General features: G+C 71.8%; 21 protein-coding genes. 17 read left to right on the forward strand and 4 right to left on the reverse strand.

Annotated features, from left to right (window positions below):
* Positions 1 to 160 (reverse strand): DUF6519 domain-containing protein (locus tag E2651_RS45415; RefSeq protein WP_348541661.1); only part of this gene is annotated, 160 nt, incomplete at its 3' end.
* 43 nt (positions 161 to 203) lie between these two features.
* Here E2651_RS45415 and E2651_RS22525 point away from each other — a divergent pair.
* From E2651_RS22525 to E2651_RS22580, 11 genes are all read left to right on the forward strand, one after another.
* Positions 204 to 677 carry a hypothetical protein gene (locus tag E2651_RS22525; RefSeq protein WP_135333006.1) on the forward strand — a complete coding sequence of 158 codons (474 nt, stop codon included), beginning with the start codon at positions 204 to 206 and terminating at the stop codon, positions 675 to 677.
* Positions 678 to 850: 173 nt separating this feature from the next.
* Positions 851 to 3,208 (forward strand): AfsR/SARP family transcriptional regulator, encoded by a 2,358-nt coding sequence (locus E2651_RS22535; protein ID WP_245239101.1) that lies wholly within the window; start codon positions 851 to 853, stop codon positions 3,206 to 3,208.
* The gene (locus tag E2651_RS45420) at positions 3,193 to 3,954 is read left to right on the forward strand and encodes a tetratricopeptide repeat protein (RefSeq protein ID WP_245239103.1); all 762 of its coding nucleotides are present in this window, start codon (positions 3,193 to 3,195) and stop codon (positions 3,952 to 3,954) included. The genes E2651_RS22535 and E2651_RS45420 overlap by 16 nt, the downstream gene beginning before the upstream one ends.
* Positions 3,955 to 4,076: 122 nt before the next feature.
* Complete coding sequence (locus E2651_RS22540; RefSeq protein ID WP_135333007.1) at positions 4,077 to 4,844, forward strand: CHAP domain-containing protein; 768 nt, start codon at positions 4,077 to 4,079, stop codon at positions 4,842 to 4,844.
* Between the two features lie 54 nt (positions 4,845 to 4,898).
* Positions 4,899 to 5,543 (forward strand): M15 family metallopeptidase, encoded by a 645-nt coding sequence (locus tag E2651_RS22545; protein WP_135333008.1) that lies wholly within the window; start codon positions 4,899 to 4,901, stop codon positions 5,541 to 5,543.
* 21 nt (positions 5,544 to 5,564) lie between these two features.
* Entirely contained in the window at positions 5,565 to 6,539 is a 975-nt protein-coding gene (locus E2651_RS22550; RefSeq protein ID WP_135333009.1) for a helix-turn-helix transcriptional regulator, read from the forward strand.
* A gap of 368 nt (positions 6,540 to 6,907) precedes the next feature.
* Positions 6,908 to 8,425 (forward strand): FAD binding domain-containing protein, encoded by a 1,518-nt coding sequence (locus tag E2651_RS22560; RefSeq protein WP_135333010.1) that lies wholly within the window; start codon positions 6,908 to 6,910, stop codon positions 8,423 to 8,425.
* Positions 8,422 to 10,869, forward strand: coding sequence for a xanthine dehydrogenase molybdopterin binding subunit (gene xdhB / locus E2651_RS22565; RefSeq protein ID WP_135333011.1), 2,448 nt, complete (start codon positions 8,422 to 8,424; stop codon positions 10,867 to 10,869). The genes E2651_RS22560 and xdhB overlap by 4 nt, the downstream gene beginning before the upstream one ends.
* A 1-nt stretch (position 10,870) precedes the next feature.
* Positions 10,871 to 11,680: a xanthine dehydrogenase accessory protein XdhC gene (xdhC, locus tag E2651_RS22570; protein ID WP_135333012.1), complete on the forward strand. Its 810-nt coding sequence runs from the start codon at positions 10,871 to 10,873 to the stop codon at positions 11,678 to 11,680.
* A 123-nt stretch (positions 11,681 to 11,803) separates the two neighbouring features.
* A complete protein-coding gene (locus E2651_RS22575) occupies positions 11,804 to 12,772 on the forward strand; it encodes a GDP-L-fucose synthase (RefSeq protein ID WP_135333013.1) in 969 nt (322 codons plus the stop codon).
* The gene (locus tag E2651_RS22580) at positions 12,754 to 12,933 is read left to right on the forward strand and encodes a hypothetical protein (RefSeq protein ID WP_135333014.1); all 180 of its coding nucleotides are present in this window, start codon (positions 12,754 to 12,756) and stop codon (positions 12,931 to 12,933) included. Before E2651_RS22575 ends, E2651_RS22580 begins: the two co-directional genes overlap by 19 nt.
* Before the next feature lie 787 nt (positions 12,934 to 13,720).
* Here the strand turns inward: E2651_RS22580 and E2651_RS22585 are convergent.
* Entirely contained in the window at positions 13,721 to 14,983 is a 1,263-nt protein-coding gene (locus E2651_RS22585) for a nucleotide sugar dehydrogenase (RefSeq protein ID WP_135333015.1), read from the reverse strand.
* A 167-nt stretch (positions 14,984 to 15,150) separates the two neighbouring features.
* On the opposite strand from E2651_RS22585, the gene E2651_RS22590 reads away from it, so the two are divergent.
* The 6 genes from E2651_RS22590 to E2651_RS22615 are packed head-to-tail and all read left to right on the forward strand — an operon-like array spanning position 15,151 to position 21,457.
* Positions 15,151 to 16,305 carry an NAD-dependent epimerase/dehydratase family protein gene (locus tag E2651_RS22590; RefSeq protein WP_135333016.1) on the forward strand — a complete coding sequence of 385 codons (1,155 nt, stop codon included), beginning with the start codon at positions 15,151 to 15,153 and terminating at the stop codon, positions 16,303 to 16,305.
* 12 nt (positions 16,306 to 16,317) lie between these two features.
* Positions 16,318 to 17,364, forward strand: coding sequence for an MraY family glycosyltransferase (locus E2651_RS22595; RefSeq protein WP_135333017.1), 1,047 nt, complete (start codon positions 16,318 to 16,320; stop codon positions 17,362 to 17,364).
* A 5-nt stretch (positions 17,365 to 17,369) separates the two neighbouring features.
* Positions 17,370 to 18,134: a WecB/TagA/CpsF family glycosyltransferase gene (locus E2651_RS22600; RefSeq protein WP_167828861.1), complete on the forward strand. Its 765-nt coding sequence runs from the start codon at positions 17,370 to 17,372 to the stop codon at positions 18,132 to 18,134.
* Positions 18,131 to 19,276, forward strand: a complete 1,146-nt coding sequence (locus E2651_RS22605) for a glycosyltransferase family 4 protein (RefSeq protein ID WP_135333019.1) — start codon at positions 18,131 to 18,133, stop codon at positions 19,274 to 19,276. The genes E2651_RS22600 and E2651_RS22605 overlap by 4 nt, the downstream gene beginning before the upstream one ends.
* Positions 19,273 to 20,403, forward strand: coding sequence for a glycosyltransferase family 4 protein (locus E2651_RS22610; protein ID WP_135333020.1), 1,131 nt, complete (start codon positions 19,273 to 19,275; stop codon positions 20,401 to 20,403). The genes E2651_RS22605 and E2651_RS22610 overlap by 4 nt, the downstream gene beginning before the upstream one ends.
* Positions 20,390 to 21,457 carry an LCP family protein gene (locus tag E2651_RS22615; protein ID WP_135333021.1) on the forward strand — a complete coding sequence of 356 codons (1,068 nt, stop codon included), beginning with the start codon at positions 20,390 to 20,392 and terminating at the stop codon, positions 21,455 to 21,457. Before E2651_RS22610 ends, E2651_RS22615 begins: the two co-directional genes overlap by 14 nt.
* An 8-nt stretch (positions 21,458 to 21,465) precedes the next feature.
* On the opposite strand, the gene E2651_RS22620 is transcribed toward E2651_RS22615, so the two are convergent.
* Together E2651_RS22620 and E2651_RS22625 are read right to left on the reverse strand one after the other, a co-directional pair.
* On the reverse strand, positions 21,466 to 22,506 hold the full coding sequence (locus tag E2651_RS22620) for a hypothetical protein (protein WP_135333022.1): 1,041 nt from the start codon (positions 22,504 to 22,506) through the stop codon (positions 21,466 to 21,468).
* Positions 22,469 to 23,997, reverse strand: a 1,529-nt coding sequence (locus E2651_RS22625) for an oligosaccharide flippase family protein (protein WP_209446218.1), incomplete at its 5' end; no start/stop codon positions are given. The genes E2651_RS22625 and E2651_RS22620, both read right to left, overlap by 38 nt.

Below are 23,997 nucleotides of genomic sequence, written 5' to 3' on the forward strand. Positions count from 1 at the left end.
GGCCGGGCCAGACCACCTCGCCCGTTGCCGTGCGCGCGGGGACCAGCCAGTGGTCGCCGCTGCGGTATGTGCCCCCGGCCTCGAACCAGACCTGCACGCCGTCCTCCAGGTCCAGCCACGTGTCCGCGTCGAGGGGCAGCGCACCGTCGACGAGGTCCACGCCGGCGGGCTCACGATGGTCCCGTCGCCGTGGCGCACTCGGTGTGGCGGCGCACGCCTGGCACCGCTCCGCCGAGCTGTCGCCCTCGGCCGCGGACAGGGCGACGAGGTGGCTCAACGCCGCGAGGGACGCGCTCTACGGCGGCGCCACGCGCGACGCCGTCGACTGGTGCGAGCAGGCTCTGCGCTGGAGCCGGGACGAACGGCTGACGGCCGACATCGAGCTGCTGCGCGGCCAGGCCTGCAGCTGGCTCGGCGACCCCGCCCGCGCCCACGGCTCGCTCCTCGCCGCGGCCGAGGCGGTGGAACCGGTGGACCGCTCCCGGGCCTGTGCGCTGTACGGGGCGGCCACCCTGCCCGCCATGATGGACGGCAGGATCACGTCGGCGCTCGACACCTCCGCGCGATCCGCGGCCCTGGCCGACATCCTTGAGGCGCAGACAGGTCCCGCGGCGGGCACCATCCCGTCCCGGCACATCGCCCATGTGATGCGGGGCTGTCGAAGGCCGTCGACTTGAAACTCGTGAGCCGCCTTGAGTTCGGCTCGGGGGCGGTGGCGATGCGGTATGCGGTACGAGCCGCGAAAGTAGGCCGCCATGACGCGCGGCTCCTCTCAACTCATCGCCCCGCAAGGGAGGTTGGGGGACCATGAGGTGTGAGTCAGTGTCGGTGACGCCTCGGGGGACAGACCATGGCATTGGAATACCGTTTACTCGGGCCGGTCGAAGCGCTGTGGGAAGGCCGGCCCCTGCGGGTGGGCGGGCCCAAGCCTCGTGCCCTGCTGGCCGCGCTGCTGCTGCGCGCCGGGCATGTCGTGCCCGCCGACGCGCTGGTGGACGTCGTCTGGGGCGAGGAGCCGCCGGAGACGGCCCGGGCGCTGGTCCAGACGTACGTCTCGGCCCTGCGGCGGGCCCTGCCCCAAGCGCGACGGGGAGCGATCGAGACGCGGGCACCGGGCTATGTGATCCGGACGGACGCCGGGGCCGTGGACCTCGGACGGTTCGAGGAGCTGGCCGCGGCGGGGCGGCAGGCCGCCGGGCAGGGGGACCACTCCGCCGCCGCCCGGTTGTTGCGTGACGCCCTCACGCTGTGGCGAGGTTCCGCGCTCGGCGGGATCGGCGAGGTGTTGCGGAGCGAGGCGGTACGGCTCGATGAGGCACGGCGGGCCGTACTCGAGGAGCGCATCGCCGCCGAACTCGCATGCGGGGGGCGGGAGAGCGAGCTGATCACCGAGCTCAAGGGGCTCGTCGGCGCCCACCCCACCAACGAGCGGCTGCGCGGACAGCTCATGCTCGCCCTCTACCGGGTGGGGCGGCAGGCCGACGCCCTCGCGGTGTACGAGGAGGGACGCGCCGTACTCGCCGAGGAACTCGGCATCGATCCCGGGCCCGAGCTCAGCCGGATGCATGGAGCGATCCTGAGGGCCGACGCTGAACTGCTGCCTGCCGAGGGCGGCGCGCCGGCCACCGACGTCTCGGCGCCGCAGGTGCCCGCCTCACCCCGGCCCGTGTGCCTGCTGCCTCCCGCCATCCGGGACTTCACCGGGCGGACGGCAGAAATCGCCGAGGTCGTCGACGGGCTCACCGCGCCCCGGGACGCGACCTCCGTCGTGGTGGTGTCGGGGCCGGCCGGCGTCGGCAAGTCCGCCCTCGCGGTGAAGGCCGCCCACCTGGCCATGGACGCCTTCCCCGACGGGCAGCTGTACGCCGAACTGCAGGGCACCGGCGGCCCCTTGCCGCCCGGCGACGTCCTCGGCAGGCTGCTGCGCGCACTGGGTGCGGCCCCGCCCGAGCACGCCGATGAGCGCGCCGACCTCTTCCGCAGCCTCGTCGCGGGGCGCCGCCTCCTGCTGGTCCTCGACGACGCGGGCCGGGAGGCTCAGGTGCGGCCCCTGCTGCCGGGCAGCGCGGGATGCGGCGTCCTTGTCACCTCGCGGGCCCGGCTCGGCGGTCTCGACGGGGCCCGGCGTACCGACCTCGCCGTCCTGGACGACGTACGCAGCCTTGAACTGCTGGTCCGGGTCACCGGCCCGAAGGGCACGACGGACGATCCCGCCGAGGACGCCGCGGCCCGGCGCATCGTCACCCTGTGCGGTGGTCTGCCGCTGGCCCTGCGGATCGCCGGGGCCCGCCTTACCACCCGCAGGCACTGGACTCACCGCGTACTCGCCGACCGCCTCGAGGACGAGCGGCGGCGCCTCGACGAGCTGGCCGTGGGCGACCTGGAGGTCCGGGCCAGTCTGGGGCTGAGCTACGACTCGCTCGATGAGGACGCCCGCACGGTGCTGCGCCGCCTGGCCGTCCTCGGCCCGTGCGACACGGCCCCTTGGATGGTGGCGCTGCTCGTCGACGGGGCCGAGGACGCTGTGGAGGAGGTGCTCGAGCGGCTCGTCGACGCGCAGTTGCTGGACTGGACGGGGACCGACGCCGCCGGGCAGTCGCGCTATCGGGCCCACGATCTGGTGCGGGTGTACGCCGCGGAGCGGGCCGAGGCCGAGGACTCGCCCGAGGTTCGCACGGCGTCGGTGGGGCGGGCGCTCGCCGCCGGACTGCGCCTGGTGGAGCGGGTCGCGGAGGAGGCGCCTTCGGGGGTGGTCGTACTGCGGCCCTATCTCGGAGGATCGGCGAGCGTCAACCGGTCCACCGGCGGGGCAGAGGAGGAGTGGGGCGGGGCGGGCACACGAGGCCCCGGACCGGCCGCCGACGTGGGGGCGGCGACCACACGGCGGGCGCTCGCCGATCCGTTCGCCTGGTTCGAGGCCGAGGCCGACGCGCTCGCCACGGCCGTCGAACGCGCGGCGGCCTTCGGCCTGCACACCCTGGCCTGCGCCGCCGCGACGGTGCTGTGCTCCTCGTCGTTCGCCGTCGGCAACCGTTTCGATGCCTGTGGCGCAGCCATGACGCCGCTCTCGCCGCCGCCCGGCGTGCCGAGGACCGGGCCGGCGAGGCGCTGCTGCTCATCGGCCTGGGGCAACTGCGGTTCGAACAGGACCGGTACGCCGATGCTCAGGACTACTTCCGGCAGGCCGAGCCCTTGTGCGCCGCCATAGGCGATCTGCACGGCCAGGCCGCCGCCCTCGCGGGTCTCGGCGGCAACTTGCGGGAACTGGGTCAACTGGACGCCGCCGACGACGCGTTGGGCCGCGCCGTCGACGTCTTCCAGCGCCTGGGCGATGACGCGGGCATCGGTCTCGCCTGCCGCCTCCGTGGCTCCGTACGCCTGGAACTCGGCGATCACGACGACGCGTTGGCTCTGCTTGAGGTGTCGCTGCGGGGCTACCGGAGCCTGGGCAGCCGACGAGGCGAGGCACTCACGCTGCGCACGCTGAGCCTTGTGCACCGGTCGCTCGGGGCGTACGAGGAGGCTGAGCGGCACGCCGGACAGGCCCTTGAGATCCTCGCGGGTCTCGGCGATCCGCTGATGGCGGCCTACGCCGAACGGGCCCGCGCCAAGGCCCGGTTGAGGCTGGGACGTACGCGGGAGGCGGAGGCGGAGCTGCTCGGTGCGCTCGACGTCTGCCGGGCCTACCGGGACCGTTTCGGCGAGGCGCTGACCCTGCGCACGCTCGGCGAGTGCGCCTTGGCCGACGGACGGCACCACGAGGCGGAGAAGCGGCTCGCCGTCGCCGTGCGCCTGTGGGACGCGCTGGAGTTGCGGTTGCCCCGGGCCCGCACGCTGCGCGATCTCGCGGCGGCCCGCGAGGCGTTGGGCAACACGCAGGAGGCGGCGGCACTGCGTACGGAGGCGATGTCCGTGTTCACGGAGTGCGGCGCGCTGGAGCGCGGTGAGCTGTAAGTCCCTTTGAGCCGTGTTACGGAGGGCTTACAGACAAGCTGCAGAAGCCCCGGCGAACCTTGGTGACGTCGGAGGGAAACAGCCTCCGGCACAACGGGGAATCAACGGGGAAGGGACCACTGATGTCCAGCACGGCGAACCGCACCACGGCCGACTCCGCACTCGACTCCGCACTCGAGTCCGCACTCGAGTCCGCACTCGAGTCCGCACTCGACTCGGCCTCTCGGCCGACGCGGACGCCCGTCTTCCGCCGCCCGGCGGTCATGCTTCTGGCCACCGCCCTCGCCGGCGGCGCCCTCGCCGCGGGGTCGCTGACCACGACCGCGTCGGCCGCATCGAGCCCCCTGCGCGCGGACATCGTCAAGACGGCCACCGTCGAGAAGAACAACCCGCAGCACAACCGCGAGAAGGCGGACAACTGCAACTTCTACAGCGGTTACTGGAAGCCCAGCGGCGACAACATCTGCAGCACCTCGACCGGCGGCGTGAAGTGGCGCTCCAACAACTGGTGCGCCGACTTCGTCCGCTACGTCTGGAAGAAGTCGGGCGCCAAGACCTCGAAGATCGACCCGTGGGCGGGTTCCTTCTACCGGGCCGCCAAGGCCGGCACCGGCACGTGGCACGAGCGCGGCTCCTACGTCCCCAAGCCCGGTGACGCGGTGCTCTACGACTGGGACGGCGGCAAGCCGAGCCTCGGCACCAACGGCTGGGACGTCGACCACGTCGGTGTCGTCGTCAACTACAGCCCGATCGGGAAGAAGCTGACGACCATCGAGGGCAACACCACGAAGACGTCGAGCGGCGGCGGCAAGGAAGGCGTCTTCCTGCGCGCCCGGTCCAACACCGAGCGCGGCGACGTCGTCGGCTACGTCTCGCCCGAAAGCCGATAACGCCCACCACCTGCCCGCAGGACCACCGCCCGACGGGGCGAACGAGGACGTGCCATGGCCCCGATCATCCTCATGAACGCACCCGAAGTGGCCCGCATCTCCGTTGTCGAGTGCGGTGAACCCCTCGTCGACCTGCGGGAGTTGTCCGCTCTCGACGTGGACCCGCGGCAGGCGGATCCGGACGGGGCGTATGCCATGGTCCGTGAGGGGGTCGCCCTGCGCCTCGAGAGGGCGGCACGGCTGTTGCCCGACGGACTGCGGCTGCTGGTCACCGAGGGGTACCGACCCCTTGCCCTGCAGACCCGGTACTTCGACGAGTACGCGGCCGAGTTGCGCCGGGCCAACCCTGGCTGGCCGGACGACCACCTGCGCACCCAGACCAGCCGTTCGCTGGCGCCGCCCGAGATCGGGCCGCATGTCGCCGGTGCCGCCGTGGACCTGACCCTGTGCACCACGGACGGCAGCGAACTCGACCTCGGCACACCGGTCGACGCAAGCCCGGAGGCGAGTGGTGGAGCCTGCTACACCGACGCCCCGAACATCTCCGACCAAGCACGCCGCAACCGGCTGGCCCTGTGTGCGGCGCTCACCACCGCGGGAATGATCAACTACTCGACGGAATGGTGGCATTGGTCCTACGGCGACCGCTACTGGGCGCTGCTGACCGGAGCCCCTGCCGCGAGGTACGGGCCCATGTGAACAGCTGTGATCGGGGGACACATGCTGCGAATTCATTTCACCGCGCCGGACCTCGCCCGGACACGGGTGGCGAGCGCGCCGGCTCTGATGTGGGAAACCGTACTGAGCACCCACTGGCTCCAGGACGGCTGCGCCGGGCTCCTCGGCATGTGGTGGCGCGGGCGGGTGCGGCCGAACCTGCCGCGGCGGGCCCGGTCGCTGGCCGAACTGATCCCGAATCAGGGCTACTTCCCGGATTTCCTCACACCGCACACCGCCACCCTGTGCTTGGCCGAGGCGGTGGAACCCGTCCTCCTCACCCCCAGGAACGAGGTGCGGAAGGACATCGAACTCCTCGCCACCGGCCGCCCGTTGTCGCCGTGGGTCCGCGACCTGCATCGAGGCCTCGCCCCGGCGCTCGCCCACCTCGACCAGTCCTTCCGGGACTACCAGCGGCTCGCGATCACACCGTTCCTCGGCACCATCTCGACGCACACCGCACGCGAACGGGCACGGGCCGGCCGGCTCCTCGCCTCCGGCGGGGTGGAGGCCCTGCTCCGCGGCCTGTCCCCGTCCGCGCGGTGGCGCGCGCCGGTCCTCGGCATCGACTATCCGGTGGACCGCGACCTGCACCTGGACGGACGCGGCCTGCTCCTCGTGCCCTCCTACTTCTGCCGCTGCCACCCGGTGACACTGGTGCGACAGGGGGAGGAGACGCCGGTCCTGCTGTACCCCCTCGGCCACGAACCGTGGGACTCCGAGGCGGCGGACGACACGCGCGAGACCCTCGCCAACCTTGTGGGGTGCAGCCGTGCCGCGGTGCTCGAGGCCGCCGGCGAATGCCGCCAGAGCAACACGAGCCAGCTCGCCCGCCGCGCCGGCCTGCGCCTTTCATCGGCCAGTGAGCACCTCACTGTGCTGCGTCGCGCCGGGCTGATCGTCAGCTCCCGCGAGGGCGGCAGCGTGCTCCACGAGGTCACCCCACTCGGTGCCGGACTGCTCCACCGGCACGTGTGAGCCATCGGCAGCACACAGATGTGACCCCTTGACCCCTGTGGCCTCAGCCATTAGTTTTCGATGGCCGTTGACCTGTGACTACCGAAGGGGGCGACCAGCGGATGAACACCAACTCTGATCTCGGTCGCCTCGCCCAGCGCACCGTCTGGGTTCCGGGTCGGATCGCGCACGGCTGCTGACCACGCCGTTCTGATGTGCCTGTCCGTGGCACATCCCGGGTTTCCCCCTCACTACTTTCCGGCACGTCACTGTCGCGTGCTGTCTTGCGCCTGCTTGTCTCTTACGTGGCGCGTCTGAACACAGAAAGCTGCCTGAAAATTGGCGAACATGCTGAATCAACCGATCGCGCACCGAAACGAGGGCCTGTCATGACGGCGGCGCGGATCACGGTCAACGGAAAAGAAGCGCCGATCTCACCGGCCGCGCCCCACGCCACAGCGCTGGATTTCCTGCGCGAGCGTGGCCTCACCGGCACCAAGGAGGGCTGCGCCGAGGGTGAATGCGGCGCCTGCTCGGTCCTGGTGGCCCGCCCCGGAGTGAACAAGCCCACCGACTGGGTGGCGGTCAACGCCTGCCTGGTCCCCGCCGCGGCCCTCGACGGTCAGGAGATCATCACCTCCGAAGGTCTCGCCACCGCCGGCAAACCCGGCACGCCGCCCGCCCTGCACCCGGTGCAGGAGGAGATGGCGGTGCGCGGCGGCTCCCAGTGTGGTTACTGCACGCCGGGATTCATCTGCAGCATGGCCGCGGAGTACTACCGGCCCGATCGCTGCGCGCACGCTGATTCGGCCGAAAGCGCTGATTCGGCCGAAAGCGCTGACTCGGCGGCAGGTACTGATTCGACGGCAGGCGTTGACGCCGAGCACGGTCCGAACGGTTTCGATCTGCACGCGCTGAGTGGAAACCTGTGCCGTTGCACCGGTTATCGACCGATTCGCGATGCCGCGTTCGCTGTCGGTACGCCCACCGACGAGGACCCCCTCGCCCGGCGTCGCGAGCAGTCCCCGCCCGCACCGGTTGCCACCGAGTACACCCAGGACGACAGCACGTTCCTGCGGAAGAGCACCCTGGCCGAAACGCTGGGGTTGCTGCGCGAGCGGCCCGACGCGGTGGTGGTCGCCGGCTCCACCGACTGGGGTGTGGAGGTGAACATCCGCTCCCGCAGGGCGGATTGTGTCGTCGCCGTCGACCGGCTTGCCGAACTGCGGGAGCTGCGCGTCGCATCCGACCACATCGAGATCGGGGCCGCGCTGACGCTCACCGAGATCGAACGCCGCCTCGACGGCGAAGTCCCGCTCCTCGCTGAGCTGTTCCCGCAGTTCGCATCCCGGCTCATCCGCAACAGCGCGACCCTCGGCGGCAACCTGGGTACCGGCTCGCCCATCGGTGACAGCCCGCCGGTGCTGCTCGCCCTCGAGGCGTCGGTGGTGCTCGCCGACGCCGACGGTGAGCGTGAGGTCCCCCTGTCCGACTACTTCACCGGCTACCGGCAGAGCGTGCGCCGGCCCGGCGAGCTGATCCGCGCGGTGCGCGTCCCGCTGCCGCTGTCACCGGTCGTGGCCTTCCACAAGATCGCCAAGCGGCGCTTCGACGACATCTCCAGCGTGGCGGTCGCTTTCGCGCTCGACATCGAGGACGGGATCGTACGCAAGGCACGCATCGGCCTGGGTGGCGTGGCGGCCACCCCGATCCGCTCCCTGGCCACCGAGGCGGCCCTGGAGGGCAAGCCGTGGGCGGCACAGACCGTCGAGGCCGCGGCTCGGGTGCTGCGGGGCGAGGGCACACCGATGAGCGATCACCGCGCCAGCTCCCTCTACCGTTCCGCGATGCTCGGCCAGAGCCTGCTGAAGCTGTACGCGCAGACCACTGAGGCGGTTTCCTCATGAGCCATTTGTCCGAGCGTCCCGAAAAGCCCGTCGTCGGCATCTCGATGCCGCACGAGAGTGCCGTCCAGCACGTCACCGGGACCGCGCTCTACACCGATGACCTGGTCCATCGCACCAAGGACGTGCTGCACGCGTACCCGGTCCAGGTCATGAAGGCCTGCGGCAGGATCACCGCGCTGCGCACCGAGCCCGCGCTCGCCGTGCCCGGTGTGGTCCGTGTGCTGACCGGTGCCGACGTGCCCGGTGTCAACGACGCCGGCATGAAGCACGACGAGCCGCTGTTCCCCGACGAGGTCATGTTCCACGGCCACGCTGTCGCCTGGGTGCTCGGCGAGACCCTGGAGGCGGCGCGGCTCGGTGCGGCCGCCGTCGAGGTGGAACTCGACGAGAAGCCCTCCCTGATCTCGTTGCGGGAGGCGATCGCGGCCGAGAGTTTCCACGGCGCGCGGCCCCTGATGGTGACCGGCGACGTCGACGCCGGCTTCGCGGACTCCGCGCACGTGTTCACCGGCGAGTTCCAGTTCTCCGACCAGGAGCACTTCTACCTGGAGACGCACGCGGCGCTTGCCCACATCGACGAGGCCGAGCAGGTGTTCGTCCAGAGCAGCACCCAGCATCCTTCGGAGACCCAGGAGATCGTCGCGCACGTGCTCGGTCTGCACAGTCACGAGGTGACCGTGCAGTGTCTGCGGATGGGCGGCGGCTTCGGCGGCAAGGAGATGCAGCCGCACGGGTTCGCGGCCGTCGCCGCGCTCGGCGCCAAGCTGACCGGCCGGCCGGTCCGGCTGCGGCTCAACCGGACGCAGGACCTGACCATGTCCGGCAAGCGACACGGATTCAACGCCACGTGGAAGATCGGCTTCGACGCCGACGGTCGCATCCGGGCCCTGGACGCCACCCTGACCGCGGACGGCGGGTGGAGCCTGGACCTCTCCGAGCCGGTCCTCGCCCGCGCGTTGTGCCACATCGACAACACGTACTGGATCCCCAACGCCCGCATCGCCGGCCGCATCGCCAAGACCAACAAGGTCTCCAACACCGCGTTCCGCGGCTTCGGCGGACCGCAGGGCATGCTGGTCATCGAGGACATCATCGGCCGGTGCGCGCCGCTGCTCGGCCTGGATCCGACGGAGTTGCGGGAGCGCAACTTCTACGGACAGGGCCAGTCGACGCCGTACGGACAGCCGGTCCCGCAGCACGAACGGATCTCCGCCGTCTGGCAGAAGGTCCAGGAGAACGGCGGCATCGCCGATCGCAAGCGCGAGATCGCCGCCTTCAACGCCGCGCACCCGCACACCAAGCGGGCCCTCGCGATCACCGGCATCAAGTTCGGCATCTCGTTCAACCTCACCGCCTTCAACCAGGGCGGCGCGCTGGTGCTGATCTACAAGGACGGCTCCGTCCTGATCAACCACGGCGGGACCGAGATGGGCCAGGGCCTGCACACCAAGATGCTGCAGGTGGCCGCGACAACGCTGGGCATCCCGCTGCACAAGGTCCGCCTCGCCCCCACGCGAACCGACAAGGTGCCCAACACCTCCGCCACCGCGGCCAGTGCCGGGACGGATCTCAACGGCGGGGCGGTGAAGAACGCCTGCGAGCAGCTGCGTGCGCGGCTGCTGCAGGTGGCCGCCACCCAGCTGGGGTCGAGTGCCTCTGACGTACGCATCGTCGAGGGTGTCGCGCGCACCCTGGGCAGCGACAAGGAGCTGGCCTGGGACGACCTGGTGCGCACCGCGTACTTCCAGCGCGTTCAGCTGTCGGCGGCCGGTTACTACCGGACCGAGGGGCTGCACTGGGACGCGAAGTCGTTCAGGGGCTCGCCGTTCAAGTACTTCTCCCATGGCGCCGCCGCGGCCGAGGTGGAGGTGGACGGCTTCACCGGCGCGTACCGCATCCGGCGGGTGGACATCGTGCACGACGTCGGCGACAGCCTGTCCCCGATGATCGACATCGGTCAGGTCGAGGGCGGTTTCGTGCAGGGCGCGGGCTGGCTCACCCTCGAGGACATGCGCTGGGACGCCACGGACGGGCCGGGCCGCGGCCGGCTGCTGACCCAGGCGGCGAGCACGTACAAGCTGCCGAGCTTCTCGGAGATGCCCGAGGAGTTCAACGTCACGCTCCTGGAGAACGCCACCGAAGAGGGCGCGGTATACGGGTCCAAGGCGGTGGGCGAGCCTCCGCTGATGCTGGCGTTCTCGGTACGAGAGGCCTTGCGCCAGGCCGCCGCCGCGTTCGGGCCGAGCGGGGTCAGCGTCGAGCTGGCCTCGCCCGCGACGCCGGAAGCGGTGTTCTGGGCGATCGAGTCGGCTCGCCAGGGCGATGCCTCCCGGAACGGTCACGCCGGCAACGGACTTGCCGCCGACGGCAAGAACCGAACCGACGCCAAGAACCGAACCGACGCCAAGAACCGAACCGCCGCCAAAACGCTGAGCGGTGCCTGACATGACGTGGGTCGCCGCGGTCGCGCGGTTGCGGGCACGCCGGGAGTCCGGCGTGCTGGTGACCGTCGCGACCGTGCGCGGCCACGCCCCGCGCGACGCCGGCGCGAAACTCGTCGTGGGGGAGAGCGAGACGTGGGGCTCGATCGGCGGCGGCAATGTCGAGGCCGTCGCGATCGACCGGGCCCGGGAGTTGATCGCCGCGTCCAAGCCGGAGCCGGAGCTGATGGATTTCGCCCTGAACGACAAGGTGACCAACCAGCACGGCGTGCAGTGCTGCGGCGGCACGGTCACGGTGTTGCTCGAACCGCTGGCGGTGGTACGGGCGGTGGCGATCTTCGGCGTCGGGCACGTCGGCCTCGAGCTGGCGCGCATCCTGGCCCGTCAGGACCTCGACCTCCATCTGGTCGACTCCCGCTCCGACATCCTCACCGAGAAGCGGCTCGGCGTGCTGGCAGACGCCGTGGGGCAGGTGCACGTACATCACACGCCGCTGCTGCCCGAGGAGGTGCTTGAGGAATTGCCGCGCGGCACCCACGTCCTGATCATGACTCACGATCACGCCGAGGACGCCGCTCTGTGCGACGCCGCCCTGCGCACCACCCGTCTCGGCTCCATCGGCCTTATCGGGTCGGCGGCCAAGTGGGTGCGGTTCCGCAAACGCCTCGCCACGGAGGGCGGTCACGACGAGGCCACCATCGATCGGATCAAGACCCCGATCGGCCTGGCGGACATCAGCGGCAAGGAACCCGCGACGATCGCCGTGAGCGTCGCGGCCGATCTGCTGCGTACCTTCGAGATGGAGGGGGACTGACTCTCTCGCCGGACCGGCAGGGTGAAATACGTACGCATCGTCGGCCCGATGGTGATCCCTTCGCGTGTGACGAATTGTCAGATGGCGTCCCCATATGGGGCGTGTCGCCCTTCATCGCCTGGCATGATCCAGTCCATGACTGAGCCGATGACCGGACCGACGTCGTATCTGCCCGAGTCGGCCCGTGTGTTCGTCGCGGGCCACCGCGGCCTCGTCGGCTCCGCGGTGGCCCGCCGGCTGAGCGCGGACGGGTACGAGGTGCTCACCCGCGGCCGCGCCGAGCTCGATCTGCGCGACGCGGCACGGACCGCCGCGTTCCTCGCCGGGAGCCGCCCCGACGCCGTGGTCCTCGCCGCCGCCAAGGTCGGCGGGATCTTGGCGAACAGCACCAGCCCGGTGCAGTTCCTGGAGGAGAACCTCCAGATCCAGCTGAGCGTCGTCGCCGGGGCGCACGCCGCGGGAGTCGAGCGGCTCCTCTTCCTCGGCTCGTCCTGCATCTACCCCAGGCTCGCACCCCAGCCGATCTCCGAGGACGCCCTGCTCACCGGTCCGCTGGAGCCGACCAACGAGGCGTACGCGCTGGCCAAGATCGCCGGCATCGTGCAAGTCCAGGCGTACCGGAAGCAGTACGGCGCCGCCTACATCTCGGCCATGCCGACCAATCTCTACGGCCCCGGCGACAGCTTCGACCTGGAGACCTCGCACGTCCTCCCGGCGCTGATCCGCCGCTTCCACGAGGCCCGCGAGGCCGGCCACGAGGAGATCACCCTCTGGGGCTCCGGCACCCCGCGCCGTGAGTTCCTGCACGTCGACGACCTGGCCGAGGCCTGCGCCGTACTGCTGCGGACGTACGACGGCGACGAGCCGGTCAACATCGGCTGCGGCGAGGACCTCACCATCCGCGAACTGGCAGAGACGGTCGCCGATGTGACGGGCTTCGAGGGGAGACTGGCCTGGGACACGAGCAAGCCCGACGGTACCCCGCGCAAACTGCTCGACGTGTCCCGGATCAACGGACTCGGCTGGAAGCCGGCGATCGCGCTGCGCGACGGCATCGCGTCCACCTATGCCTGGTGGCGGGCACAACACTGACGCTGATCGCCCAGACCGACGGCCGGCCGCCGGACGTCGGGACCGCGGTCGGCGCCTGCTTCTTCGTCTTCAGCGCCGGACAGTCCACGACCGGGCGGCTCATCTCCACCGGCCTGCGGAACTCGGCGGAGTGGAACTCCCCGCCGAGGCACCGCTTCTGATGATGCGTCACACCCGGCCGGGGAACGACACGCCGAAGCCGTTGCCGGGGTGCCAGTGGTTGCGCGGCCTGTCGTCGAAGTGCAGGAAGCGACGCTGACGTTCCTCGGACCAGCGCGCCAGGCACGGCCACGCATGGCTCCGGCTGGACAGGACCAGTGCGCGCTCGGAGAGCGCCGGGGCCACGGCGGCGAGTTCGGCGTCCTCGTGAGCCGGCCGCTGCCGTTGCGGAGCAGTGCGGCGGCGATCAGGCTGCGGGTGATGCCACGGTGGGGGCCGGCCTCGACCACATGCGCGGGGGCGAGCGTCCGCACGAGGGCGTAGTACGCGACGCGTCGGCCGTAGCGCACCTCGCGGTCGCAGGTCCCGGAGCGGACGCTGGTGGCAAGACCCTCGTTCAGGGTCCTGCGGAGTTCGGTGTCCTCCTCGGCCTCCTGGATGTGCGCGCGCACCGCCTCGACCGGAGTGCCGGTCACCTCGCTGACGAACCAGCAGGGGTGGTCGTGGTTCGAGGGCTCCAGGTCGTAGGTGAAACAGGAGTGCTCGCGGGAACGGACGAGCCAGGTGCCCGAGCGCTGGAGCACTCGGGCCTGGTAGCGGGCGACGGTGGCCAGCCGCAGGGGCAGAGCGGCTGCCCGCGCGAGCGGGGTTGCGGCGATCTTCCGGGTCAGGTTCTGCATGGGAGGAGGCCAGAGGTGAAGACTTCGCAATACGTGAAGAAACCGCCTATGTCGCCCGCGTCGCCGGCGTGGCCCAAGCCGTTCAGCCGGTCGACGGTGGCTGCGCCGTTCAGAGTCGGTCGACGCCCGCCCCGCGGCATCGGTTGCGGGTGTCGAAGAGGTAGCGGGCGTGCCGTTCGACGAGCGGGTAGTCGAAGCCGTCGTGGTCCGTGGTCACGACGACCGCGTCCGCGGCGCGCAGCTCCTCCTCCGTCAGCTCCACGCGCAGCACGTGGGGCGGGAGATGGGCCGGGGTCGCGTACGGTTCGACGGCCCGCACACGGGCGCCCGCCTCGTGCAGCAGCCGCGCCACCTCGACGGCCGGGGACTCGCGTACGTCGCCGGTGTTCTTCTTGTAGGCGAGACCGAGCAGCAGGACATGGGCCCCGGTCAGCTCTCGTCCAAGGCCGGTGGCGACGCGCTGGACGACATGCCGCGGCATGTGCGCGTTGATCTCGTTGGCGAGCGAGATGAACCGGACGTCGTGGCTGAGCTGGCGGCGCACCTGCCAGGCGAGGTAGGTCGGGTCGACGGGCAGGCAGTGGCCGCCCACCCCCGGACCCGGCAGGAACGGCATGAAGCCGAAGGGCTTGGTGGCGGCGGCCCCGACCGCTTCCCAGATGTCCACGCCGAGCGGGCGTGCGCACATCGCGAGCTCGTTCACGAGCGCGATGTTGACCTGGCGGAAGGTGTTCTCCAGGAGCTTGGTCAGTTCGGCGGTGCGCGGGGACGAGACCGGCACGGTGCGGGTCACGATCCGGCGGTAGAAGGACTCGATCGCGCCGAGGGAGACCTCGTCGACCCCGGACACGACCTTCGGCGTGTTCTCCAGCCGCCACTCGCGGTTGCCCGGGTCGATGCGCTCGGGGCTGTAGCCGAGATGGAAGTCCCTGCCCGCGCGCAGCCCGCTGCCGTGTTCGAGGATGGGCCGCAGGACGTCCTCGGTGGTGCCCGGGTAGGACGTCGACTCCAGGACGACCGTTGCGCCGGGCCGCAGATGAGGCGTGACGCATGACGCGGCGCTCTCGATGCACGAGAGGTCGGGTGCCCCGTCCCGCAGGGGGGTCGGCACCGCGATCACGCAGACGTCGAAGTCCTTGGTGTCGGCGTAGTCGTGACTGACCGTCAGTCCGTTGTCGAGCGCCCCGAGCAGTCGTTCGGCGGGGATGTCCTCGACGTAGGAGTCACCCGCCGCCAGCTGCTTGATCCGTAGCTCGTCCGTGTCGAGCCCGGTCACCAGGAAGCCGGCCTCCGCCGCGGCCACCGCCAGTGGCAGTCCCACATATCCGAGCCCGATCACAGTGAGGCGGCAAGGCGCCTCGGTTGGTCCCATAAGGGCAATCTCCGATCGAAGAGCGACAGAAACAGATCGTGTTTATCACCAGATATGGGAGGAAAAGCGACTACTTTACCGAAGGCGGCCGGGCGCTTCCTCGGTATCACCCCGATACCGCAACTTGGTCCCACGTCGGCCGGGAGAAACTACGGAACGGGCTGCGCATGGAATCCCTCACGTACTTGGTCACCGGCGGTGCCGGCTTCATCGGGTCCCATCTGACGGAGGCCCTGCTCCGCGTGGGTCACTCCGTGGTCGTGCTCGACGACCTGTCCACCGGCGACCCGGCGAACCTCGCACAGGTCAGGTCGCATCCCCGATTTCACTTCGAGAGCGGCTCGGTCCTGGACGAACGCCTGGTCGACGAGCTGACCGGTCGCTGTGACGCCGTCGTCCACCTGGCCGCGGCGGTGGGCGTGCGCCAGATCGTCGAGCAGCCGCTGAGGTCGTTCACGACGAATGTGCGGGGCGCCGAGCACGTCATCGAGGCGGCCCACCGCCACGGCCGCCCGCTGCTGCTCGCCTCCACCTCCGAGATCTACGGCAAGAACGCCTCCGGGCCGCTGACCGAGACCGCGGACCGCGTGCTCGGCGCCACGACCGTCGCCCGCTGGTCGTACTCGACGGCGAAGGCGGTCGACGAGATCCTCGCCCTCGCGTATCACCGGGAGCACGGCCTTCCCGTCACCGTCGTGCGCCTGTTCAACACCGTGGGGCCGAGGCAGTCCCCGGCGTACGGCATGGTCGTGCCCCGGCTGGTCCGCCAGGCGGTCACCGGCGAGCCGCTGACGGTCTACGGCGACGGTCGGCAGCGGCGCTGCTTCGCGCACGTCGCCGACGTGGTGGATGCGTTGATGCGGCTCCTGACGCACCCCGGCGCGGTCGGCCAGGTGTTCAACGTCGGCACCTCCGAGGAGACCTCGGTCGGCGAACTCGCCGCGCGCATCGTCCACCGGGCGGGCAGTGGCTCGCCCGTACGCCTCGTCTCCTACGAGGAGGCGTACGGGACCGGTTATGGCTTCGAGGACATGGTGCGCCGCGTCCCGGACACGACTCGTCTGCGCGAACTGACGGGCTGGCGCCCGCGGCGCTCGCTGGACGACATCCTCGACGCGGCGATCGCCGACGCGAGACGCGCCTGCGCCTCCCCCGAGGAAAGCGGTCCGGCGGACGACGCTCCCGCCGGTGGCCCCGTCGCCGACTGCACGCCCGCGATTCCGGACGGCCGGGCACCCCTCCCGGTGCCCAACACCCGAAGGGTGGAGCCGCCCCTGGTGGCCGATCGCACCACCCTCGCCTCCTCCCAGCCCCGTTCCTGACGGGACATCACCGTGATCTACGGAATCGCGGCCGTCGCCGCACTCCTGCTCACCGCGGTGCTCGTCGGGCTGCTGCGCGCCTGGGCGCTGCGCGTCGGACTCGTCGACCGCCCCGCCGGTCGCAAGGCTCACGCCCGGCCCACCCCCCACCTCGGCGGTGTGGCCGTGGCCGTCGGCACGGTCGCCGTCAGCTCGCTCGCCTGGTGGGGAGACACCCCGCTCGGACCGGACACCGGAGCGCTGCTGCTGGCCGCCGGAGTCGTCGCCGCCCTCGGACTCTTGGACGACCTGCGGCCGATGGGCGCGCGTACCCGGCTCGTGGTGGAGGCGTGCGCGGCCGCTCTGGTGGTGCACAGCGCCGGATTCGGGCTCCTCCTGGGCGCACTCGCTGTCCTCTGGATCACCTTCGTCACCAACGCCTTCAACCTGCTGGACAACTCGGACGGCGCGATGGGCATGGTCGGCGCGGTCACGGCGTTCGGCCTGAGCATCTGCGCGGCGGCGGAGTCCCTGTACGGACTCGCTCTCGTCCTGTGCGCCCTGGCCGCCGCGCTCACCGGTTTCCTGGTGCACAACTGGTACCCGGCCCGGATCTTCCTCGGCGACTGCGGCTCCCTGTTCACCGGCTTCGTCGTGGCCTCGGCCGCCGTGCTGGTGCACACCGGCCACGAGCCGTTGACGACCGCGGGATCCGTCTTCGCCCTGTCCGCCGTGGTCGCCGCCGACAGCCTCCTCGTCGTGGTGTCCCGCCGCCGGGCCGGTCGTTCCGTCCTCATCGGCGGCACCGACCACATCGCACACCGCCTGCGCCGGCTCGGCCTCACCACGCCGGGCGCGGCGACGGTCCTCGGCGCCGCGTCCTGCGTGGGCGTACTCATCGGGCTGCTCCAGCACCGCGGCACGCTGGGCCCCTCGGCGGCCCTCTGGGTGGCGGGCGGCGTCCTGGCGGCGGTCCTGGGCCTGTTGAGGGTTCCCGTCTACACCCGGCAGGTGCACACGCAGCGCCTGCCCGGCCGCCCGGCCGCAACGGGCACGACCGTCGACGTGGCCAGGGGATGACGACGATGACCACAGCGCCCGCTCTGCCCACGCTCCTCTGTGCCGGGGTGCCGGTCGCGGCCACGACGCCCGCGACCGCCTCGTCCTTCGTGGTCGACCTCGCCCGCGCCCGCGCAGCGGCCGACGTCCACCTCTGCAACGCCTACACCCTGGCCCTGGCCGACATCGATCCGGACCTGCGGCGCGTCCTGCGCGAGGCCCGGCTCAACCTGCCCGACGGGCAGGGCGTGGTGTGGGCCAACCGGCTCGCGCACCGGGGCCGCGAGGTGCCGCGCGTCCGCGTCTACGGCCCCGATCTCTTCCTCGACGTCGTCCGCACCGGGCAGGAGGCGAACCTCACCCACTACCTCCTGGGCTCCACCCGCGATGTACTCGACCGCCTCACCGCCGAACTCCTCGCCCGTTTCCCCCGCGCCCGCGTCGTCGGCTCGGAGGCCCCGCCCTTCTGCGACGTCACCGACGAGCAGCGCCGCGCCCAGGCCGACCGGATCGCCGCGAGCGGCGCCCAGATCGTCTGGGTGGGCCTCGGCACGCCGAAACAGGACCACGAGGCGGCGCGCCTCGCGGCCCTCCACCCTGCCGTGTACGTGGCCGTGGGCGCCGCCTTCGACTTCGTATCGGGCAACAAGCCGCAGGCCCCGCCGTGGATGCAACGCCACGGCCTGGAATGGCTGTTCCGGCTGTGCAGCGAACCGCGCCGCCTGGCCCGCAGGGTGCTGTGGGGGCATCCGCGATTCATCTGGGCGGCGTGGAAGGGTGCCCGCGCATGACCCCTCCGCGGAAGCTGCGCATCGCCCTCGTCCACAGCTTCTACGGAGGCTCGGTCCCCGGCGGCGAGAACATGGTGCCGCTCGACCAGGCGGAGGCGCTGCGCCGGGCCGGCCACGACGTCCACCTCGTCGCCGCCCGCACCGACGAACTGGCCACCCGCCCGCTGCACCCCCTGCGCTGCGCCGTGACCGTCGCGAGCGGCCGGGGCCGCACCCCGCTCCCCGAACTGCGGGCGATCGCCCCCGACGTGGTCCATGTCCACAACCTCTTCCCCAACTTCGGCCGCGCCTGGGCGGCCCAATGGCCCGGCCCCCTTGTCGCCACCCTGCACAACTACCGCCCCCTGTGCGCCTCCGCCGTCCTCTACCGGGACGGCGCCCCCTGCACCCGCTGCCCGGACGGAGACCGCTGGGCGGGGCTGCGCAACGGCTGCTACCGCGGCTCCCGGCTCGCCACGCTCCCGCTGGCCTTGGCGTCCCGCGACGGAGTGTCCGGAGATCCGCTGCTGCGCCGCGCCGACCGCGTCGTCGTGCTGTCGGATCTGAGCCGCGCCACGTACGAGGGAGCGGGGATCCCGCCCCGTCGCATGGCGCTGATCCCCAACTTCGTGCCCGCACCGGACGCCGTGACGGCGCCTCAGGTCCCCGCCTGGGTCTACGTCGGCCGCCTCAGCGAGGAGAAGGGCATCCTCGAGCTGCTGCGCCGCTGGCCCGTCGGCGTACGGCTCGACGTCATCGGCAACGGAGTGCTGGAGGAGGACTGCCGCGCCGTCGCGCCCGACTCCGTACGCTTCCTCGGAGCCCTGGACCGCGCCGCGCTGCGCGAGCTGCTCCCCGGATACCGCGGCGCGGTCTTCACCAGCCGCTGCTACGAGGGTGCCGTGCCGCTCGTCTACGTCGAGGCTCTCGCGGCCGGCCTGCCGGTCCTCGCCTTCGAAGGCTCGTCGGTGCCGCTCGCGGTCAGAGCCGAAGGCACCGGCGCGGTCACCTCGTGGGACGCCCCGCTCACGGACGCCCTGCACGCGGCCGACCGCATCTTCCCCGCACTGCGGGAACACTGCCGGGGCGTATACGCGCGGCAGTACGGCGAGCGGGCCTGGACGGAGCGCATGGTCGGGCTCTACCAGGAGTTGACGGCGTGACCGCGGCCCGGGTGGGCCTGGTCGTGCCGTACCTCACCGCCTACCGGCTGCCCTTCTTCGCGCGGCTCCGCGGCGAACTCGACGCACGGAACATCGAACTGGTCGTCGCCCACGGCCTGCCGACCGGACTGTCCGCGGCGCGGCACGACACCGTCGAACTGCCCGGTTCCGTCGCGCTGCGCCAGCGGGAGTGGAAGGTCGCGGGCCGCGACCTGATCTGGTTCGGGCTCGGCGAACTCGCCCGCACCTGCGACGCTCTGGTCCTGCCCCAGTCCATGCACCATCTACGGACCTTCCCCCTCCTGACCGCCACGGGCCCGCCCAGGATCGGGCTCTGGGGGCACGGCAGGACCCATGTCTCGGCCCACGGTCCTGCGGCCCGCTGGGCCAAGGCAGCGCTGACCCGCCGCGCCGACTGGTTCTTCGCCTACACCGAGGCGGGCGGCGCCTACGCCGTACAGGCCGGGCTGCCCCGCCGGCGCGTCACCGTCGTCCACAACTCCCTGGACACGACGGCGCTCGCCGCCGCCCGTGACGCCGTCACCGACGCCGACGTGGCGGCCCTGCGCGAGCGCCACGGCCTCACCCAGGGCCGTACCGGCCTGTACATCGGCGGGCTCGACAAGCTCAAGCGGACTCCGTTTCTGATCGAGGCCGCCGAGCGCGTCGCCCGGCAACTGCCCGGCTTCCGGCTGATCGTCGCCGGCGACGGCACGCACCGGCCACTGGTCCAGGCCGCCCAGGCCTCCGGCGGGCCCGTGGTGTACCTCGGGACCGTGGGCGACCGGGACAAGGCGTTGCTCGGCGCCGCCTCGGACGTCCTTCTGGTGCCGGGCGCCGTCGGGCTGTGCGCCGTCGACTCCTTCGCGCTCAGAACCCCCGTGATCACCTGTCCGTGGCCTTACCACGGACCGGAGTTCGAGTACCTGGTCAGCGGACGCAACGCGCTCGTGGCCCCCGACGATCCGGAGGCGTACGCGACGGCCGTCGTCGGACTCCTCACCGAACCGCGCGAGCTCTCCCGGCTGCGCCGTACCTGCCAGGCGGACGCGACTCGCTACACGGTCGAGGGAATGGCCGCCAGGTTCGCTCGTGGCGTGGAAGGCCTTATCCATGGCACGACGTAAGGCAGACCCTGACCAGCCGGACGCACCGCGCCCGGGACCCCCGACCCGTACCCGGCGGATCCTGTTCCTGACCGGACTCGGACTGGCGCTGCTCCTGGTGACGACGGCAGCCGCGGCCTCGCTGCTGTACGCGCGCCTCGACGGAAACATCCGCACCGACGAGGCGGCCGCCCGTGCCCTCGCCGCCGACCAGGCCTCCCGCCCCAAGGCCCGCGCTCCGAAGGCCCAGAACATCCTGCTGTTCGGATCCGACCTGGAGTCGGTGAAGGACAGCGAACGCAGCGACACCACGATCCTGCTGCACCTGTCCGCGGACCGGAAGAGCGCCGCCGCCGTGAGCGTGCCGCGCGACCTCATGGTGAACATCCCCAGCTGCCTGCGGCCGGACGGCGGCCGCAGCCGGGCGCAGTACGCCCAGTTCAACTGGGCCTTCCAGTTCGGTGGCGCGGCATGCTCCATCCGCACCTTCGAGAACCTGAGCGGCATCCGGGTCGACCACCATCTGGTCGTCAGCTTCACGGGGTTCCAGAAGGTCATCGACGCCGTCGGCGGGGTCGAGGTCGATGTGACGGAACCGGTGCGCGAACCGGAGTACGGGGTAACGCTGCGGCCCGGGCACCAGCTCGTGAAGGGCAAGGAGGCGCTGACCTTCGTACGGACCCGGGTCGGCGTCAGCGACGGCAGCGACCTCCAGCGCATCGAGCGGCAGAAGCAGTTCGTCCACTCGCTCTACGACAAGCTCGGCGACAAGGGCACGCTCAGCAGCCCCACACGGCTGTGGCCGCTCCTCGACTCCGTCACCTCCGCGCTGACCGCCGATCCCGGGCTCGAATCGCCGGGGGAGCTGTACGAGCTGGCAAGCAGCGCCCGCTCCATCCCGGCGGAGCAGGTGCGGATCGTCACGCTGCCGTGCGTGGAGGACCCGGACCGCTGGGGCAACTACCAGATGGTCAAGGGTCAGGGGCAGGCGCTGCTCAAGGCGCTCCGCGAGGACAGGCCGCTGCCGGACCACCTCTACAACGCCTACCGGCCGGACGGCCGTCCGAAGGCTTGAGGGAGCACTTACACGGTGCCGAGCGCCGCGATCGCCGGCCACGGGCCCGAACGCGGCGCGGGCACCGGAAGGTGATCCGCGAGCATGTGCCGCAGCGCGTGCAGCTCGGTCAGATGGGTGCGGACCCACGCGCGGCCACGGGCGCCGTCGGCGAGCAGGCGCTCGGGTCCGGCGGTGATCAGGTCCCGCACCCGCTCGGCGGCCTCGCGCGGTGAGTCCATGAGATGCAGCCCGTCCTTCGGACCCCTCGCCAGCCAGTCCAGGTCCGGCTGGCGGGAGGCCACATGGACCCGGCCGGCGCACAGCGCGATGGGAAGCCGGTCCGAGTAGTACCCGGGGTAGCCGCGGAAACGGTCCCAGCCGACGGTGATCAGCGCCCGCCGCATCACCCCCAGCTGATCGTCGTACGGGACCGGTCCCCGGGCGTGGGAGCTGCGCCAGCCCCGGCCGTAGACGGACAGCTCGCAGCCCGGGAGCCGGGCCAACTTGCTTGCCAGCCGGGTGCGTTCACGATCATCCGCGATCAGTTCGATGCCGCAGTACGTGAGCCGGGAACCCACCAGGGCCACCCCGCGCGGGAGCCCCGGCTCCTCGGGGGCCTCGGCGAAGCACAGCGGCGCCACGTTCGGGACGTACCTCACCGCACGCCCGCCGGCCCGCCGCAGCAGCTCGGCCTGTGCGCCGAGCGCCACGCTGTACACCGTGTCGGCGCGCCGGAACCATGCCACGTTCTGTGCCCGAAGCCGCTTGCGCCCGCCCCATGCGTCGCCCTCCCAGACGACGACCGGCGGTGAGCCGAGCGCCCGCAGCAGCCCGGCGACATCGCGCTCCGCCCAGCGGTGCCGCTGCGGCGACTGGACGAAGACGAGGTCGGGCCGGACACCGGCCGCGAGCCCGGAGATCCGCTCCGGAGCGGCGGCCGGAGCGATCCACTGGTGCCGGAGCACGCCACCGGCGGACAGCTCGCGAAAGGCGCGCAGGAAGCCGGAGTCGGGACTGACGGGCGGGCACTCATTGCTGACGTGCAGGACGAGCGGCGGACTGGCCACGGACACTCCAGGTGGACGGACGGGGGAGCAGACCGTGGCGCTCGGCCACGGCGTACAGCGGAAACCGGGCGCGCAGCGGCAGCGCGCACACGAGGACGCCGAGCGCCGCCGCGGTGCCGAACAGCAGCCCGTGGAACGGGGTGTCACCGGCCGCCGCCCCCCAGTGCGCGGCCAGCGCCAGCGCGGCCCCGGCCGTGAGGTGCGCGGCATGGACGCGCAGCAGCGGAGCCAGGGCGATGACGCCGTGGGCGCGCCAGCGGAGCAGCTGCGCCGTGTGGGCGACGAGCGGACCGGTGACGGTGGCCGCGGCGAGCAGCGTGAGCGAGTGCCGGGCGACGACCGCGGCCAGCGTGACGGCGATCGCGGAGGCCGCCCAGCCCTGCGTGACCAGCAGGGAACGACGGTCGTCCCGGGCCTGGTTGACGCTGTCGCCGACCGAGGCCAGCAGCGACAGGGCCGAGGCCGTGGCCAGCAGCGGCACCAGCGCCGCCGCGGTGTCCCAGCCCGGCCCGAGCAACAGGTTCAGCGCGGCAGGACCCACACCGGCGACGGCACCGAAACCGACGAAGGCGATCGCCGAGGCCAGACACAGCACGTCGGACACCGCCTGCCGGGACCGGCCGCGTTCGGCGGCGAGGACCGGGGTGGTGGTGAGGCTGATGCCCTGTGCCAGTACCGTCAGCGGAAGGCCGGTGAACAGACTCGCGCGCGAGTAGTACCCGGCGGCGCTCGCGCCGAGCCGGCCGGCCAGCCACAGCGGCGCGCTGTTGAACACGTACTGCGCGAGGCTGTATCCGCTGAAGAAACCGGAGGCGTCCACGAGCCCGCGGACCTTGGGGCGGGGGCCGTCGGGCAGGTCCTGTCCGCGCAGCAGCCACAGCGCACCCGCCAGCAGGACGGCCGAGCTCATCGGGGCGGAGACCGCCAGGGCCATGGGCGCCCATCCGGCGACGAGCAGTCCGAGCGACGTGGCGGCTCCGGCGGTGTGTCCCACCAGTTCAAGGCGTACGACTTGGGGCGTTCGGCCGCCGCGGCGCAGCGCCGCGGCCGCCGTGAGCCCCGCGGGCAGCGTCAGGAACTGGAAGCTGACAAGACGCAGCATCGGCCCCGCCTCGGGCATGTCCCACAGGGCGGTCACCGCGAAGGCGACCGCCTGTGCCGCCAGGAAGCACAGGGCGCCGCTCACCGCGGCGATGCGCAGGGCCAGCGCGGTGAGGGGCGCGGTGAGCCGCTCGGCGGTCAGCAGACAGGTGGCGACACCGCTGTTGGAGAAGTACCCGAGCACTCCGGCCACGGCGGCCGCCGTGGCGAAGGCGCCGAACGCGGCGGGCGGCACCATCCGGGAGGTGCAGGCGGTGTACACGAGCTGCAGCACGATGGTGGCGGCGGAGCCCGCGTAGTTCCACAGCAACCCGTGCAGGGCGTGGCGGGCGCGGCTCCCCGACGGGTGGACCGCAGGGGGGTGGTCCACCGAGGGGCGTTCCCCGGGGG

Source organism: Streptomyces sp. MZ04 (assembly GCF_004684775.1).
GTDB lineage: Bacteria > Actinomycetota > Actinomycetes > Streptomycetales > Streptomycetaceae > Streptomyces.